Origin of the sequence: Nocardia sp. NPDC058705 (genome assembly GCF_042749305.1) — a bacterium.
Taxonomy (GTDB): Bacteria; Actinomycetota; Actinomycetes; order Mycobacteriales; family Mycobacteriaceae; genus Nocardia.
The window spans coordinates 112384-127028 of the sequence record NZ_JBHYRN010000022.1 but is presented as its reverse complement, the minus strand read 5'-3'; the positions used below and the strand labels follow the sequence as shown (position 1 = coordinate 127028).

Here is a 14645-nt window from a genome sequence, read left to right as displayed (position 1 = left end):
GGCGTTTCCCCTCGCGGCGATCTGTTGGTGATGAAGACCAGTTCCGAGGTGATAGGGATCTACCCGGAAGGCAAGTGGCTCCGGGCATTCGATCCAGAGGAAGCGCGACAGACGTCCTGACCTAGGCAGCAGAAAGGCAGCGGGAGCCCCGGTACAGGCCGGAACAGGGCCGCACCGGAAGACACAGACAGCCAGCTCAACGGCACCGGGTGAGACCACCCAATACACCGGAGCAACGTTCGGGAAGAAGAGGTGGCAGCGCTCTCCACCCAGGCCGTTTCCAGGCCGTCCGACGCTGGAAAATGGTCGGAACCAACGAGAACTGTCGAGATAGAAGATGCAGGTCATGGCCGGTTTCAGCTTGGATATGCCGACGTGGTGATTTCCGCCAGGAAGATCCTCGACATCTTCGAAGGCACCCAGCAGATCCAGCAGCTGATCGTGGCTCGCCGCGTCCTCGGCAAGACCAGCTCCGAACTCAAGTGACCTGGTAGACAACGAAATCCGGTGCGAGTCGAATTCCTGACTCGCACCGGATTTCTTGTTTCCGGAAGCCGTCTCATTCGCGCACAACCATGGCGGCGGTTCCCCGGAAAGAGCGGACGAAGTCGGCCCTGATCCACCGATGAATTCATGGTTAGCTGACTGGGTGCTCGAGGAGAAGTGCTACATCTGCATCCATGTCTTCACGGAGGAGCGGCCTGTGCTCTACGCGTGCCGCGACCAAGATGACTTGATCATGGCTTGCGGGGGTGCTGATCACCGGCAAGATGCAGAGGACTGGAAGGTCGTCCATATGGGCCACTTGCTCCAGCGTGATGCGAGTCTTCAGGTCATCACTGACCTCCGTGACCAGGAGCAAGCCGAACGAGGCGCGGTCGGTGAGCCGTGGCTTCGCGGAACTATCGACGATTGAAGCAGCTCCGAACTCGAGTGAGCTGATATTCGACGAAAACCGGTGCGAGTCATCCCGACTCGCACCGGTTTTCGTTGGTGTCAGAGGGCGGTTGTGTCGTCGGTGTGGAGTTGGCGGGCCAGGCGGTGGGGGTTGATGTCGAGGAGGGGGCGGTCCCAGTGGGCCAGGTCGGCGGCGGAGGCGTAGGTGGTGTTGAGGAAGTTGAGGAGGGTGGTGTCGGGGTCGGGGGATGTGCGGACCGCTTCGTAGGGGAGGACGAATTCGCCGAGGGTGGAGTCCCATTCGGCACCGTCGGGGCCCGCGGGGCGGGCGGAGTAGCCGTCGGGGGCGGGGTAGGAGTAGGCGTAGAAGGTGCCTTCGGTGCCGCCGGGCCAGAAGCCGGCGCTGGCGCATTCGCGGGAGTAGGCCTCTTCCATGACCCAGTCGGCGCAGTTGGGGGCGCCGCCGGGGTGCAGGGGTGCGGGGCGGCCGGAGAAGCGGGTGCAGGCCAGGTCGAAGGAGCCCCAGAAGAATTGCACGGGGCTGGATTTTCCGGCGAAACCGGCGCGCCAGAGCTGGAAGACTCGCTGGATCTGGACGAGCTGTTGCCAGAAGAGGTGGACCGCGTCGGCGTCGTAGGAGTGGTGGGTGGTGTCCTCGGCGAAGGGGATGGCCGGGTCGACCTCGTTGGGTGAGGCCTCGATGTCGACCACGATGTCGAGGCGGCCGAGCACGTGGCCGAGCTCGGCGTAGAAGTCGGCGACGGTGCGCGGGCGCAGGGCGATCGTGGCGTGGCGGCCGTCGCTGCTGCGCAGGACGAGCTCGTGATCGACGAAGTCGAATTCGATGTCGAGCAGGCGGCCGTCGACGGGGATCGCACCGGTCGCCAGCCCGCGGGCGCTGACCGCGAAGGTGACATTCCACCAGTGGTTGACCAGCGGTGTCCCGGCCAGTTTCAGCTTGCCGATGATCTGCGACCACATGTGCAGGGTGTCGCGGGTATCGGACCAGGAATCGACGCGCAGTGTCGGCCAGACGGCCTTGGCGGGAGTTGAACGAACCATCGGATTCCTCCTGGTCAACCGTTCGGCGGGTCCTGCGGTGTCCAATCCTACGTTGATGCTGGTAGATCGCGCGGCAAGGACGAATGCGACCCCCGGAGGGGTTGTGTGAGACCCTGAGTCTCATATAACGTAGGACCTGCGTCATACCGAAGGAGACATCGCTGATGCTGTCGACAGTCAAGAACACCGCCACCGATCCCGAGTACCACGAGATCCTTCGCGGCCTGTCCGAAGGCTCGGTCAACCGCCACTTCGATCCCTACGTCGACATCGACTGGGATTCACCGGAATTCGCCGTGCACAGCGACGATCCGCGCTGGATCATGCCCGACGAGGACCCGCTGGGCCGTCATCCCTGGTACAAGGCCCAGCCGATCGAGAAGCAGATCGCCATCGGCATGTGGCGTCAGGCGGGCATCGCCAAGGTGGGCCTGGATTTCGAGCAGCTGCTGATCCGCGGGCTGATGCAATACCTGATCTCGGTTCCCGACGGCGACCCCGAATTCCGGTACATCACGCACGAGGCCGCCGAAGAGTGCAACCACACGATGATGTTCCAGGAGATGATCAACCGCATCGGCTATCGCGATGTGGTCGGTATGGGCACCATCGATCGTAAGCTCACGATGATCATCTGGCCTGCGGTGAAGTACTTCCCCGAGCTGTTCTTCACGATGGTTCTCGGCGGCGAGGAACCGATCGATCACCTGCAGAAGTCGCTGCTGCGTGGCGGCGTCGACCTGCACCCGATGGTGCACCGGGTGATGCAGATCCATGTGGCCGAAGAGGCCCGGCACATCTCGTTCGCGCACGAGTATCTGCGCCGCAATGTGCCCGGCATGAACATCGTCACGAAATCCGCGCTGTCGGTACTGTTTCCGATCGCGATGCGCATCATGCTCGACATGATCATGACCCCACCCAAGGAATTCGTCGAGAAGTTCGACATTCCGGCCGAGGTCATGCGTGACGCATACTGGGGTAACAACGAATCCCAGGCCTCGATGCGCAGCATCTTCGGTGATGTGCGCGCGCTGGCCACCAACAGTGGCCTGATGAACCCGGTCGCCAAGCGGGTGTGGCGCTTGCTGGGCATTGATGGCCCGGTCACCCGTTACCGCAGCGAACCTGCCCGCAAAGCCGCCTGATCAGGGGTTTCCCTACTGTACACAGGGATGTACAGTAGGGTATGGCCGATTACGACAGTGTGCCGCTGACCGAGTTACGTGGCCAGCTGGGTAGTGTTTTGGACGGGGTGTCCGCGAGCGGACGACCGGTGATCGTGACGCGGGAGGGGAAGGAATTGGTCGCGGTGGTACCAGCAGAGGTGTTGCGGCACGCGGCATTACCGCCCGCGTACTTCAATGATGATCTGCGCGAACAGATCCTGGGCAAACTCGACGCCAGAATCACCCAGCATTCCGCGGAAGACATCGCCGAGGCCGAGGCCAAACTGAGCAAGCTGATGGGCGCGCTGGACAGTCGCCAGTGAGCGTCGCCGATCACACCGCGCTCACCTCGCTGGCCTCCTCGCCGCTGTTCGGGCAGGTGATCATGCGCCAGTTCACCCAGCAGCGCCGAATCCTGGTGGTGCCCACCGTGAGTCTGATGGCCGCGATGCGCGCCGTCGACAACATCGATGAACTCGGGCGTCTGCTCGACAATCGCGTGGCCGTGCGCTGGGCCGAAATGGACGCGCCCACCGCGATCCGCATCGGCACCACCGTGCCGATCGTCGACGATCATCTCGACTGGCCGCTGATCGCGCCCGTGGTGTTCACCGCGCAGCACCTCGACATGCCGGTACTCACCGCCAAGCCCGAGCTGTATCGCGGCTACAAGGTGGAGATCGCGAACATGCCGTAACCGACCCCACGAGGTCCTGAACACGGCTTTTCCCAGGGGTAGTGATCATCGCCACATCTGCGGTGGGTACGGTGCACAAGTAGTCGGCGGCTAACACCCCACGGTCCCCGACCGACACACAGAGCGGACGAATCACCAGGGAAAGCGCTACCAGGAACACTCTAGGAGAGCTGGTTATGCATCATCTGAGTTTCATGCGTCGCATCACCACCGCGGTAGCCGCCACGTCGGCTGCCGTCGCCATCACCTTCGCCGGTCCCGCCGTCGCGGACCCGACCCCACAGACTGTCGATGTGGCCTCGGCCGTATCGCAGCTGCGGACGTCGGTGGCGGACAACCCGGGCGCACTCGCCGCCCTCGACCAGCTCGCCGCCAACGGCACGGTCGACGTCGCGCTGCCCGCGCAGCCGTTCCAGATCCCGGCGACCTCCGATATCGGCCAGAACGGCGGCGGACCGGGCGTGTACGGCTCCGGTATCGCTCTCGATATCGACGGTTTCCGCTTCGGCTTCTTCGGCGGGCCGGGCACCATCTCGCCCAACCAGACCGGAGCCAAGCTCGAGGTCATGTGGCTGAACCTGAACACGTTCCAGAGTGGGACCGCCGTGCTGACCGAGCACATGGACGTTCCGGTCGACACCACCATCCGCACCGCACCGGTGAACACCGGCGGCGGCCTGATCGTGGCCGCGGTGTACGGCACCCTGTGGCACCGCTGGTCGGTACCGGTTTCGGACGCGCACCCGGACGGGTTCGCCTACAAGCTCGGCACGATCCAGCAGCCGTCGTTCGGCGCTGTCACCAGGTAGTTCAGCCTTCGGCCGCGCACAGCTCACACAGCTGCGCGCGGCCGAATCGGTTCGCGTTACAAATTATCCCGCGCTGTAACCTGGACGACCAGCCGACGTCGAGAGGCGGGCGGCCCGATGAACTTCTCGTCCATCCCTCGCCATCGAACTGGACACATGATCAAAATTGGTCATGTTCAAACGAATAGTCCTGTCCGCCTTGTGCATTGCGGCGGCGGTCCTGCCCGTCACCCCCGCCTCGGCCGCACCCCAAGCCGTGCCCACACGGATCGCGTCGTACAACGTGTTCATGCTGGCCGGAGCCCTCTACCCCAACTGGGGACAGGAACAGCGAGCCGATTTGATCGCCGCCCAGAACGTCCTCGCCAACCAGGACGTGGTGGTACTGCAGGAGCTGTTCCACAACTCGGCGGGCGACCGGATGCTGGGCAACCTACGACAGACCTACCCGCACCAGACCCCGGTGCTCGGCCGCTCGCGCAGCGGTTGGGACGCCACCCAGGGTTCGTACTCCTCGACGACACCCGAAGACGGTGGCGTGGCCGTTGTCAGCCGCTGGCCGATCAGCCGCAAGATCCAGTACGTCTACGCCGACGCGTGCGGCGGCGACTGGTTCTCCAACAAGGGCTTCGTCTACGTGGAACTGGCAGCGCCCGGCGGTCCGGTGCACGTGATCGGCACCCACATGCAGTCCGAGGACGACGGCTGTAGCTCCGGGCAGCCGGGCCAGAAGCGGGCCCAGCAGCGCGCGGAGATCCGCAAGTTCCTCGACGGCCGCAAGATCCCCGCCGATCAGCCGGTGTACGTGGCAGGCGATATGAACGTCATCGAGTCGAGCGCCGAATACCCGGCCATGCTCGCCGAACTCCGCGCGGCCGCCCCGGCACACACCGGCCACCGGTACTCCTGGGACTGTGCCGACAACACGGTCTGCGTGGATCAGTACGGTCCTGAATACGCCTCCGAGCACCTCGACTACGTGCTGCCGATCTCGGGCCACGCCGTACCGAGCCGATTCGTCAACGAGACCCGACGTGTGAAGAGCCCCGCGTGGAGCGTCACCGCCGGGGGCGAAACCCACACCTACACCGACTACAGCGACCACTACCCCGTCTTCGGTTACGCGGGCTGAACCGCGGAGTGCCGTAGGCGAGTTCGCCCGACTCACCTACGGCATGCGCCGCCACATCGTCGACGGAAGCAGTAGGTTGACGGCGTGGATCTGGTCGACCGACTCGAAGAATTGGAACGGCGCGTAGCCGCCTTGGAGCACGCGCATCCCGAGGACGCGCAGCTGCCGTGGGCGGTGGCGCGATTGCGGCAGGAATTCGCCGACGCGGGCAAACGCACCGGTGGCGTGCTGCTGGCCGGGGCGCTGCAGCTGCCGACCGGTGAGCGGTTCGATTGGCAGGCCCAGTACCCCACCGATGACATCGTCGGCGATGTCTGGACCATCGAGGCAGCCAATTGCCTTGCCGCCCTTGCCGATCCGGTGCGGCTACGGCTGCTGCAGGAGATCGTCTACGGCCGCCGCACCGCCGCTGACCTCGCCGCCATCGAAGAATTGGGCACCTCGCCCGAGATCTATCAGCATCTGCGCCAGCTGGCCGCGGTGGGCTGGTTGCAGACCGCGGGCCTCGGTCGTTTCGAGGTTCCCGAGGGCAGGCTCGTGCCGTTGCTCGCGGTGTTGGCCGCTGCCCAACGTTGACAAGCAATGCGCATTGTCGCTAGCTACAGGGCCGATCCTCGGGAAGTGTCCCAAATGCCCGACTAGACTACTGTGATGCAGGGCACATCGACTGCTACCGTGAGCGTCGAGTGATCAATGCAGTGGAGGTAGTCGAGTGAACGTGTCACATCTGCTCGAAAGCGTGAAAGCGATCGGCGTGCTGCGTGCGCGCGGTGTGTCGAACCCGAAGACACCCCTGGAGACCCTGAAGACGATCAAGGAGTCCCGGGTCTACGGCCCGCAGGCTGCGCTGGTGCGCCACTCCGCCCGCGCCTTCCCCGATCAGGTCGCGCTCGCCGACGAGCGCGGCGAGCTGACCTACCGCGAACTGGACCAGCAGTCCACCGCCATCGCCCGCGGCCTGCGCGAGGCAGGCATCGGCGAGGGCACGGTGGTCGCGGTCCTCGCGCGTGACCACCGCGGCCTGATCATGTCGATGGTCGCGGCGGGCAAGCTGGGCGCGCGGATCGCGCTGATGAACACCGGCTTCGCCAAACCACAGTTCGCCGAGGTGTGCGAGCGCGAGAAGGTGGTCGCGGTCCTGCACGACAGCGAGTTCCTCGGCCTGCTCGACGCACTACCCGCGGACCTGCCGCGCTACCTCACCTGGGTCGACGAGGGTGTCGAACTCCCCTCCGGCGCCACGACTTTCGACGATCTCATCGCGAGCAACACCACCGATGACCTACCCGCCCCGAGCAAGCCCGGCGGCTTCATCATCCTCACCAGCGGCACCACCGGCCTGCCCAAGGGCGCCCCGCGCACCAAGGTCACGCCGATGGCCACCGCGCAGTTCGTCGACCGCGTCCCGTTCCCCAAGCAGGGCACGACGATGATCGTGTCGCCGATCTTCCACAGCACCGGCGTCGGCACCTGGCTGGTCAATTCGATCCTGTCGAACAAGATCGTCATGCGCCGTCGTTTCGACGCCGAGGCCACCCTCGCCGCGATCGCCGAGCACAAGGTCGAGATGCTAGTCTGTGTGCCGACGATGCTGCACCGGATGACCGACCTGCCCGCCGAGGTCCGCGCGAAGTACGACCTGTCCTCGCTGAAGGTGATCCTGTTCGCCGGTTCCGCGCTCACGCCGGAGCTGTGCATCCGCGCCACCGAGGCGTTCGGGCCGGTGCTCTACAACCTGTACGGGTCGACCGAGGTGGCCATCGCGACCATCGCGACCCCGGCCGAACTGGCGGAAGCGCCTGGGACAGTAGGCCGTTCGCCGATCACCTGCGAGGTCCGTCTCTTCGACGAGAACGACCAGCCGGTGACGACGCCGGGTGCCCGCGGCCGGATCTTCGTGCGCAGTGGCGCGCCGTTCGAGGGCTACACCGACGGCAGGCACAAGCAGATCATCGACGGATTCATGTCCAGCGGGGACATGGGCCACTTCACCGACTCGGGCCTGCTCATGGTCGACGGCCGCGACGACGACATGATCATCTCCGGCGGCGAGAACGTCTACCCGCAGGAGGTCGAGAATCTGTTGGTCGAGCGGCCCGAGATCTCCGACGTGGCGGTCGTCGGCGTCGACGACGCGGAGTTCGGAAAACGCTTGCGCGCCTTCGTTGTTCTCGAAGAGGGCCACACGGTCGAGGCCGCCGAACTCCAGGCGCACGTCAAGGCGAATCTGGCCAGGTTCAAGGTGCCGCGCGAGGTGATCTTCCTCGACGAGCTGCCCCGCAACGCCACCGGCAAGATCGTGCGCCGCACCCTGATCGACTATGAGGTCTCACAGGGATAACTCGAACTTACCGCCGAGTAGACAACGCGGGCGGATCGCTTGCTAGTGTGAGCTCCAGCACTGGATCTCGAAGACGCGGTTCGGCCTGCGGTGTCGCGCGGGCTCGGTCTGCCGGAAGGCTGTTCGATGTCTCTGTCTCTTGGAACCACCGCCCGGCGTGCCGGGGACTTCGCGCTCAGCGTCAAGGTCATGGTGGATCGCAAGCTGTTCAACCCGCTGCGTCTCGACCACGCGGCCCGATCGGTTCGCAACGTCACGAAATTCGGCCCGTTCGCCGGCGTGGTCATGCACGCCGCGCAGAGCAGGCCGCAGGCGGGCGCGATCGTCGACGAGCTGGGTGAGATCACCTTCGGCGAACTCGACGCGCAGTCCAGCGCGTTCGCTCGCGGCCTGCGCGCCAGCGGGATCACCGAGGGCGATGTGATCGCCGTGCTGGCCCGCGACCACCGCGGCATGGTGTTGAGCCTGCTCGCGGCGGGCAAGCTGGGCGTGCGCGCGGTGCTGATGAACACCGGCTTCGCCAAGCCGCAGTTCGCCGATGTGGCCGCCCGCGAGAAGGTCAAGGCGGTGCTGCACGACAGCGAGTTCATGGACCTGATGAGCGCCATCCCCGCCGAGATCCCGCGGGTGCTCACCTGGGTCGACGAGGCGCACGGGGTGGACCCGTCGATCCCGACCGTGGCATCGCTGTCGGCGGATCGTTCGACCACGCCGCTCACCGCGCCGAGCAAGCCCGGCGGCATGGTGATCCTGACCAGCGGCACCACCGGCACCCCCAAGGGCGCCCCGCGCGACAAGGTGAGCCCGTTCGTCTCCGCGCAGTTCGTGGACCGGGTGCCGCTGCCCAACAACGGCACCATGATCATGGCGGCGCCGATCTTCCACGGCACCGGGCTGTCGCAGTTCACCCTGGGCCTGGCCCTCGGCAACCGGGTGGTCTTCCAGCAGCGCAAGTTCGATCCGGAGCAGACCCTGGCGAATGTGTCCAAGTACCAGGCGGATTCGCTGATCGTGGTGCCGACGATGTTGCAGCGCATCATGGATCTGGACGAGCAGATCCTGGCGAAGTACGACCCGTCGACGATGAAGGTGGTCTTCGCCGCGGGCTCGGCGATCCCGCCGGACGTGGTGACCCGCACCCTCGACTACTTCGGTGATTCGCTCTACAACCTCTACGGCTCCACCGAATGCGCGGTGATGACCGTGGCCACGCCCGCGGATCTGCGCAAGGCGCCGACCACCGCAGGCAAGGCGCCGGTCGGTATCCGGATCGTGTTGCTCGATGAGAACCGCAAGCCGATCACGAAGCCGAACGTCACCGGAACGATCTTCGTGGACAACGGTTTCGCGTTCACCGGGTACACCGACGGTCGGAACAAGGAGATGGTCGACGGGATGATGTCGAGCGGTGACGTCGGGCATTTCGATGCCGACGGGCTGCTGTTCATCGACGGCCGCGACGACGACATGATCGTCTCCGGCGGCGAGAACGTCTTCCCCCTCGAGGTGGAGAACCTCATCGCCGGGCGCGCCGACGTGTTCGAGGCCGCGGTGGTCGGGGTCGACGACCACGACTACGGCAAGCGGCTGCGCGCGATCGTGGTGCCGGGGCCGGAGTCCAAGCGCGACGCCAAGGAGATCAAGGAATACGTGCGCGAGAACCTGGCCCGGTACAAGGTGCCGCGCGAGGTGATCTTCGTCGACGAACTGCCACGCAACGCGACGGGCAAGCTGCTGCGCAAGCCGCTGATCGAGCTGGCGGTCGAGTCGGACTGAGTTCGGTTCGACCGTCTGACCTGGGCGGGCGACGCCGGTCGTCTATCATCAGCGCGTGATCATCGGGTTCGAGCAGGCGTCCGCGCCGTCGCGTGCTGTCGGCGCGCGGCTGCGTGGTGCCTGCGCGGGCTCGATGTCAGGGGCGCTGTCGTTGGCCGCGCACGGGTTGGCGGCCGGTGGGGCGCTGCCGGGGAGCACGGCGATCGTGTTGCTCGCGGCGGCTTCGGCGGTGGTCGGCGCGCTCGTCGCCGGGGTCGGTCCGCTGCGCCAGGGTGCGGTCGGGTTGGCGGCGGTGCTGCTGGGTGGTCAGCTGATCGGGCACACCACGATGAGCTGGTCCGGGCACTCGCACTCGACTGAGGACTCCCTCGGACTCGGCATGCTCACCGCCCACACCGTCGCCGCGCTGCTCGCGGCCGTCGTCATCATCGGCGCCGAGGCCGCGTACCGGATCGGCAGCGCCGTCCTGGCCCGCATCCTCCCGCTGCACTACCGCACTCCCCGCATCCCCGACCGGGCGCCCTTGCGCCTGGCCCACCTCGACCGCGTCATCCTGCGAATCTTCGCCACGCCATCGCTGCGCACCCGCGCTCCCCCGCTCGTGATCGGTTTCTGAACTCTCCCTCACCCCAGTGCACGGACCTGTCGTCCCGCGCTGTTCTCGCATATCGCACGGCTCGAAGCCGACCGCTCGGTGCGCTGACACATCGCTGCCATGTCCCCATGAGACGAGCGCAGTCGTCGAGGCACAGTCGATCGGCCACCGCGCGTGGCTCGTCCAGGCGTCGCGGTCAACGCACAGCCGATCCGCCACGATGCCTGGCTCGTCCAGGTGGTCGGTGCCCGGCCGGTCGACGCGCAGCCGATCTCGCTGCCCGGCTCGGGTGGCCGAAAGCCCGCGCCGCACACCGATCACGGGCCTCGGTCGTCGTGTCGTCGCGATCTGTGGCCGAAGCGACGCGGTCTCGCGGTATGCCACCGATGTCCGGCCGGACACCGTCGCGCACTGGGGTTTCCAGAACTCGAGAAATGAATCGCTATGAGCATCACGGACACTCGTCCGGTCGAGGCGAACGCCCCCTCGGCACCACCGATCGCCGGCGCCCGTTCGCGCCGGGGCCGCCACCTCTATCCGCTGGCCATGCGCCTGCATTTCTACGCGGGGATCTTCGTTGCCCCGTTCATCCTGATCGCCGCGCTCACCGGCGCGCTGTATGCGATCGCGCCGACGATCGAAGGGTTCGTCTCGCGCGATCTGCTGCAGGTCAACACCGCCGGACCTGAGCAAGCCCTGTCGGCCCAGGTGGGTGCGGCGGTCGCCACGCGTCCTGACCTGACGCTCGTCGCTGTCGCCCCGGCACCGAGCGACGGCGAGACCACACGCGTGCTGTTCAACGATCCGACCCTCGGCGATTCGGAGCGGCTGTCGGTGTTCGTCGACCCGCACACCGCGCAGCCGGTCGGCGAATCCGTGGTGTACGGCAGTGGTGGGGCGTTACCGCTGCGGACCTGGCTCAGCGAGTTGCATCGCAGCCTGCATCTGGGCGAGCCCGGCAGGCTCTACAGCGAACTGGCCGCGTCGTGGTTGTGGGTGATCGCGCTGTTCGGGCTGGTGCTGTGGGTGCATCGGGTGCGTAAACGGAAGAGCCGCCGGTCCGCACAGTGGTTGGTCAAGCCGGATCTGTCGCAGACCCGGCGTCGAAAGATGAACTGGCACGGGGCAATCGGTGTCTGGATTCTGCCCGTGGTGCTGTTGCTCTCGGCCACCGGCATGACGTGGTCGACCTATGCGGGCGAGAACGTCACGAAGCTGCGCGAGGAACTGAGCTGGACCACGCCCGCGGTCACCGTCGCCAAGTCAGGTGAGGCTGCCGCCCCGAGCGATCATCACAGCGCAGGCCACACCGCACCCGCGCCCGTCGACCCGGCGGCCCGGATCGCGCAGCTCGATCGCGTGTACGAGGTGGCCCGCGCCAACGGCATCACCCAGGGCGCGGAGATCGCGGTCCCGGCGACACCGGACGAGGCCTTCGCGATCAAGGAACTGCGCCTGCCCGGCACCTTCACCATCGATGCGCTGGCCGTGGACGGCGCGACCGGCACGGTCACCGACCGACTGGCGTTCGCCGACTGGCCGCTGATGGCCAAGCTCACCAGCTGGGGCATCGCCTTTCATATGGGCCTGCTGTTCGGCCTGATCAACCAGTTGCTGCTGCTCGCGATCATGCTCGGGCTGGTCACCGTGATCGTGCTCGGCTACCGCATGTGGTGGCAGCGTCGGCCGGTACGGAAGTCGGCGCTGCCCGTCCCGCCGCGCCGTGGCGTGCTGCGCCGCACCTCGCTGTGGATCACCGTGCCGATGGTGGCCGCGGCGGTCGCGATCGGCTGGTTCGTTCCGCTGATCGGGGTGAGCCTGGTCGTGTTCCTGCTCATCGACGTGGCCTTGGGACTCGCCGCGCGGACCGACAAGGTGTAACGCAAAGCTAACTATCGAGGAAACATCCCATGTAACCCATGCCACTCGATGATCGGAGCTCCCCCATGAGAACCTCAGCTCGCGCAGTAGCGATGGCCCTGGCCGCCCCGATCGTCGCGGTCGCGTTGACCGGGATCAGTGCGGGCACAGCCGCCGCTGATGCCGGCTGTCAGGGCTCGATGAACGGTCCGTGGGCGTTCAACGGTGGGTGCTACGGCGGCGAGGGGACCTATCGGCTCGAGGTCGACTGCCTCGGCTACAACATCGCTCCCCTCGCCGTAGGCCCGTTCACGATCCGCAAGGATCTGCCCGTCGGCCAGGCTGGCACGGTGTCGTGCTTCGGACCGAACTGGTCGAGCGCGGGTTGGGCCTCGGGTTCGCGGATCTTCCGCCTCTGACACCGCATCGGTGGGCAGGTTCGCCGCCGCGGTGAAAGGATCCGAGGATGACCCTGTCTCGTCGAAAACTCCTGCGCGGCAGCGTGACAGGTTCGATCGCCGCCCTGGTCGGGGTGTCGGCGGTGAGCAGTGCGAGATTTCCCGCGCCGCGAACGCTGGGCGAACCGTTCTCACTCGGGGTCGCCTCCGGCGAACCGACCCCGGACGGGGTGGTGCTGTGGACGCGACTGGCCCCCGATCCGCTCGCACCCGACGGCTACGGCGGGATGACGATCGCCCCGGTGACCGTCGACTACGAGGTCGCCGAGGACGAACGCTTCACGAAAGTCGTGGTCAGGGGCTCGGCGGTGGCCACCCGCGAATTCGGGCACAGTGTGCATCCCGAGGTCGCCGGGCTCGCACCGGACCGCTGGTACTACTACCGGTTCCGGGCGGGCTCGGCGATCTCGCCGGTGGGCCGCACCCGTACCGCACCCGCGCTCGACAGCCCGACCGAGCGGCTGCGGTTCGCCTTCGCGTCGTGCCAATCGTGGAGTTCGGGCTACTACACCGCCTATGAACATCTCAGCGCCGAAGACCTCGACCTGGTCGTGCACCTCGGCGACTACATCTACGAAACCTCGTGGGTGATGGCCCGCCGTGGTGCGGACGAGCCGCCGCCGCAACTGCACGGCGAGGCCGTGGATCTGACCGGCTACCGGTTGCGCTACGCCCAGGCCAAAGGTGAAGCGCCGCTGCAGGCCGCGCACGCCGCGTTCCCGTGGCTGGTCACCCTCGACGACCACGAACTCGACAACAACTGGGCCGGTGAGAGTCCCGGTCTCGGCCTCGACGTGTATCGCCTGCCGCCGCTGTATCGTCGCCGCAAAGCCGCTGCCTTCCAGGCCATGTACGAACACCAGCCGATGCGCCTTGCCCGACTCCCCGTCGGCCCGTCGGCGCACCTGCACCGCCGCTACCGGTTCGGCGATCTGGCCGAGTTCACCATGATCGATACCCGCCAGTACCGCACCGCCCAGGCTTGCGGCGACGGCTCCGCGGTGCTGGGCTGTGCCGACCGCTACGCCACCGACCGCACCATTCTCGGTGCGGCCCAACGCGACTGGCTCGTCGACGGCTTCGCCACCTCGACCGCGCGCTGGCAGGTACTCGGCAACCAGGTCGCCATGGCTCAGTCCGACTACGACCCCGGCCCCGACCTGCTGCTGGGCACCGACGCCTGGGACGGCTATGTCGCCGACCGCAATACTGTGCTGGGCGCGGCGACCGATTACGAGGTCGACAACCTGGTGGTGATCACCGGCGACCGCCACGAGAACTACGTGGCCGACCTCCGACGCGATTACGCCGATCCCGAATCACCTGTGGTGGCAACCGAATTCACCGGAACATCGATCAGTACTGGCAGCGACGGCGCCGACCAGTCCGACGGCGGCCGCGCGCTGCTGGCCGCGAACCCCGACATCAAGTTCCACAACCGGCAGCGCGGCTACGTAAGAGTCGACCTCGATCATCGACAGTGGCGCAACGACTTCCGCGTGGTCCCCTACGTCAGCAGCCCCGGGGCCCCGATCAGCACACGCGCGAGTTACGTTGTGCAGGACGGGATCCCCGGCGCCGAGCTGGTGTGAGGTGTCACGGATCCGGGGTGAATTCCTCCATCGTCATCGTCGTGGTCTCGGGGACCTGCACGGGACGCAGCAGCGCCCAGCCGATGAACACGACCGCGAACCCGAACATGCCGAGGCCCGCCCACAGATTCACATCGACGCCACCGGTTTTGACGTCTTGGGTCGCACTGTCCTGCAGCAACGAGGTGATCACCAGGATCACGCCGTAGCTGCCGAGCAGCGCACCGATGATGGTTCGGATGTCGAAAAGCATTGCG

At 66.4% G+C, this 14645-nt stretch carries 14 protein-coding genes; 12 read left to right on the top strand and 2 right to left on the bottom strand.

Features of this window, described 5'->3' with window-relative positions; genetic code table 11:
• Positions 1 to 996: 996 nt before the first annotated feature.
• Positions 997 to 1959 (bottom strand): DUF5996 family protein, encoded by a 963-nt coding sequence (locus tag ACFW6D_RS23435; RefSeq protein ID WP_379331391.1) that lies wholly within the window; start codon positions 1957 to 1959, stop codon positions 997 to 999.
• Positions 1960 to 2123: 164 nt separating this feature from the next.
• Between ACFW6D_RS23435 and ACFW6D_RS23430 the strand changes: the two genes are divergently transcribed.
• From ACFW6D_RS23430 to ACFW6D_RS23375, 12 genes are all read left to right on the top strand, one after another.
• Complete coding sequence (locus ACFW6D_RS23430; RefSeq protein ID WP_379331389.1) at positions 2124 to 3107, top strand: diiron oxygenase; 984 nt, start codon at positions 2124 to 2126, stop codon at positions 3105 to 3107.
• A 41-nt stretch (positions 3108 to 3148) separates the two neighbouring features.
• A complete protein-coding gene (locus tag ACFW6D_RS23425; protein ID WP_379236817.1) occupies positions 3149 to 3451 on the top strand; it encodes a type II toxin-antitoxin system Phd/YefM family antitoxin in 303 nt (100 codons plus the stop codon).
• Positions 3448 to 3825 (top strand): hypothetical protein, encoded by a 378-nt coding sequence (locus tag ACFW6D_RS23420; RefSeq protein ID WP_379331387.1) that lies wholly within the window; start codon positions 3448 to 3450, stop codon positions 3823 to 3825. The genes ACFW6D_RS23425 and ACFW6D_RS23420 overlap by 4 nt, the downstream gene beginning before the upstream one ends.
• Before the next feature lie 176 nt (positions 3826 to 4001).
• Entirely contained in the window at positions 4002 to 4634 is a 633-nt protein-coding gene (locus ACFW6D_RS23415) for a hypothetical protein (protein WP_379236821.1), read from the top strand.
• Between the two features lie 172 nt (positions 4635 to 4806).
• The gene (sph, locus tag ACFW6D_RS23410; protein WP_379331385.1) at positions 4807 to 5766 is read left to right on the top strand and encodes a sphingomyelin phosphodiesterase; all 960 of its coding nucleotides are present in this window, start codon (positions 4807 to 4809) and stop codon (positions 5764 to 5766) included.
• An 84-nt stretch (positions 5767 to 5850) separates the two neighbouring features.
• Positions 5851 to 6342, top strand: a complete 492-nt coding sequence (locus tag ACFW6D_RS23405) for an ArsR/SmtB family transcription factor (RefSeq protein WP_379236825.1) — start codon at positions 5851 to 5853, stop codon at positions 6340 to 6342.
• A gap of 136 nt (positions 6343 to 6478) precedes the next feature.
• Positions 6479 to 8107, top strand: coding sequence for an acyl-CoA synthetase (locus ACFW6D_RS23400; protein ID WP_379331383.1), 1629 nt, complete (start codon positions 6479 to 6481; stop codon positions 8105 to 8107).
• A gap of 126 nt (positions 8108 to 8233) precedes the next feature.
• A complete protein-coding gene (locus tag ACFW6D_RS23395; RefSeq protein ID WP_379331381.1) occupies positions 8234 to 9883 on the top strand; it encodes an acyl-CoA synthetase in 1650 nt (549 codons plus the stop codon).
• A gap of 55 nt (positions 9884 to 9938) precedes the next feature.
• Positions 9939 to 10499 carry a hypothetical protein gene (locus ACFW6D_RS23390; protein WP_379331379.1) on the top strand — a complete coding sequence of 187 codons (561 nt, stop codon included), beginning with the start codon at positions 9939 to 9941 and terminating at the stop codon, positions 10497 to 10499.
• 423 nt (positions 10500 to 10922) lie between these two features.
• Positions 10923 to 12359: a PepSY-associated TM helix domain-containing protein gene (locus ACFW6D_RS23385; protein ID WP_379331377.1), complete on the top strand. Its 1437-nt coding sequence runs from the start codon at positions 10923 to 10925 to the stop codon at positions 12357 to 12359.
• Positions 12360 to 12424: 65 nt separating this feature from the next.
• Entirely contained in the window at positions 12425 to 12757 is a 333-nt protein-coding gene (locus ACFW6D_RS23380) for a hypothetical protein (RefSeq protein ID WP_379331375.1), read from the top strand.
• Between the two features lie 47 nt (positions 12758 to 12804).
• The gene (locus ACFW6D_RS23375) at positions 12805 to 14388 is read left to right on the top strand and encodes an alkaline phosphatase D family protein (RefSeq protein ID WP_379331373.1); all 1584 of its coding nucleotides are present in this window, start codon (positions 12805 to 12807) and stop codon (positions 14386 to 14388) included.
• A gap of 4 nt (positions 14389 to 14392) precedes the next feature.
• Here the strand turns inward: ACFW6D_RS23375 and ACFW6D_RS23370 are convergent, their stop codons facing one another.
• On the bottom strand, positions 14393 to 14641 hold the full coding sequence (locus tag ACFW6D_RS23370) for a hypothetical protein (RefSeq protein WP_379331371.1): 249 nt from the start codon (positions 14639 to 14641) through the stop codon (positions 14393 to 14395).
• Positions 14642 to 14645 lie beyond the last annotated feature (4 nt).

What these genes read in the sequence shown, in the direction of transcription:
- ACFW6D_RS23435 (WP_379331391.1), bottom strand. Translation starts at nt 1,959, where the DNA reads ATGGTTCGTTCAACTCCCGCCAAGGCCGTCTGGCCGACACTGCGCGTC.
- ACFW6D_RS23415 (WP_379236821.1), top strand. Translation starts at nt 4,002, where the DNA reads ATGCATCATCTGAGTTTCATGCGTCGCATCACCACCGCGGTAGCCGCC.
- ACFW6D_RS23380 (WP_379331375.1), top strand. Translation starts at nt 12,425, where the DNA reads ATGAGAACCTCAGCTCGCGCAGTAGCGATGGCCCTGGCCGCCCCGATC.
- ACFW6D_RS23425 (WP_379236817.1), top strand. Translation starts at nt 3,149, where the DNA reads ATGGCCGATTACGACAGTGTGCCGCTGACCGAGTTACGTGGCCAGCTG.
- ACFW6D_RS23395 (WP_379331381.1), top strand. Translation starts at nt 8,234, where the DNA reads ATGTCTCTGTCTCTTGGAACCACCGCCCGGCGTGCCGGGGACTTCGCG.
- ACFW6D_RS23385 (WP_379331377.1), top strand. Translation starts at nt 10,923, where the DNA reads ATGAGCATCACGGACACTCGTCCGGTCGAGGCGAACGCCCCCTCGGCA.
- ACFW6D_RS23370 (WP_379331371.1), bottom strand. Translation starts at nt 14,641, where the DNA reads ATGCTTTTCGACATCCGAACCATCATCGGTGCGCTGCTCGGCAGCTAC.
- ACFW6D_RS23375 (WP_379331373.1), top strand. Translation starts at nt 12,805, where the DNA reads ATGACCCTGTCTCGTCGAAAACTCCTGCGCGGCAGCGTGACAGGTTCG.
- sph (WP_379331385.1), top strand. Translation starts at nt 4,807, where the DNA reads ATGTTCAAACGAATAGTCCTGTCCGCCTTGTGCATTGCGGCGGCGGTC.
- ACFW6D_RS23430 (WP_379331389.1), top strand. Translation starts at nt 2,124, where the DNA reads ATGCTGTCGACAGTCAAGAACACCGCCACCGATCCCGAGTACCACGAG.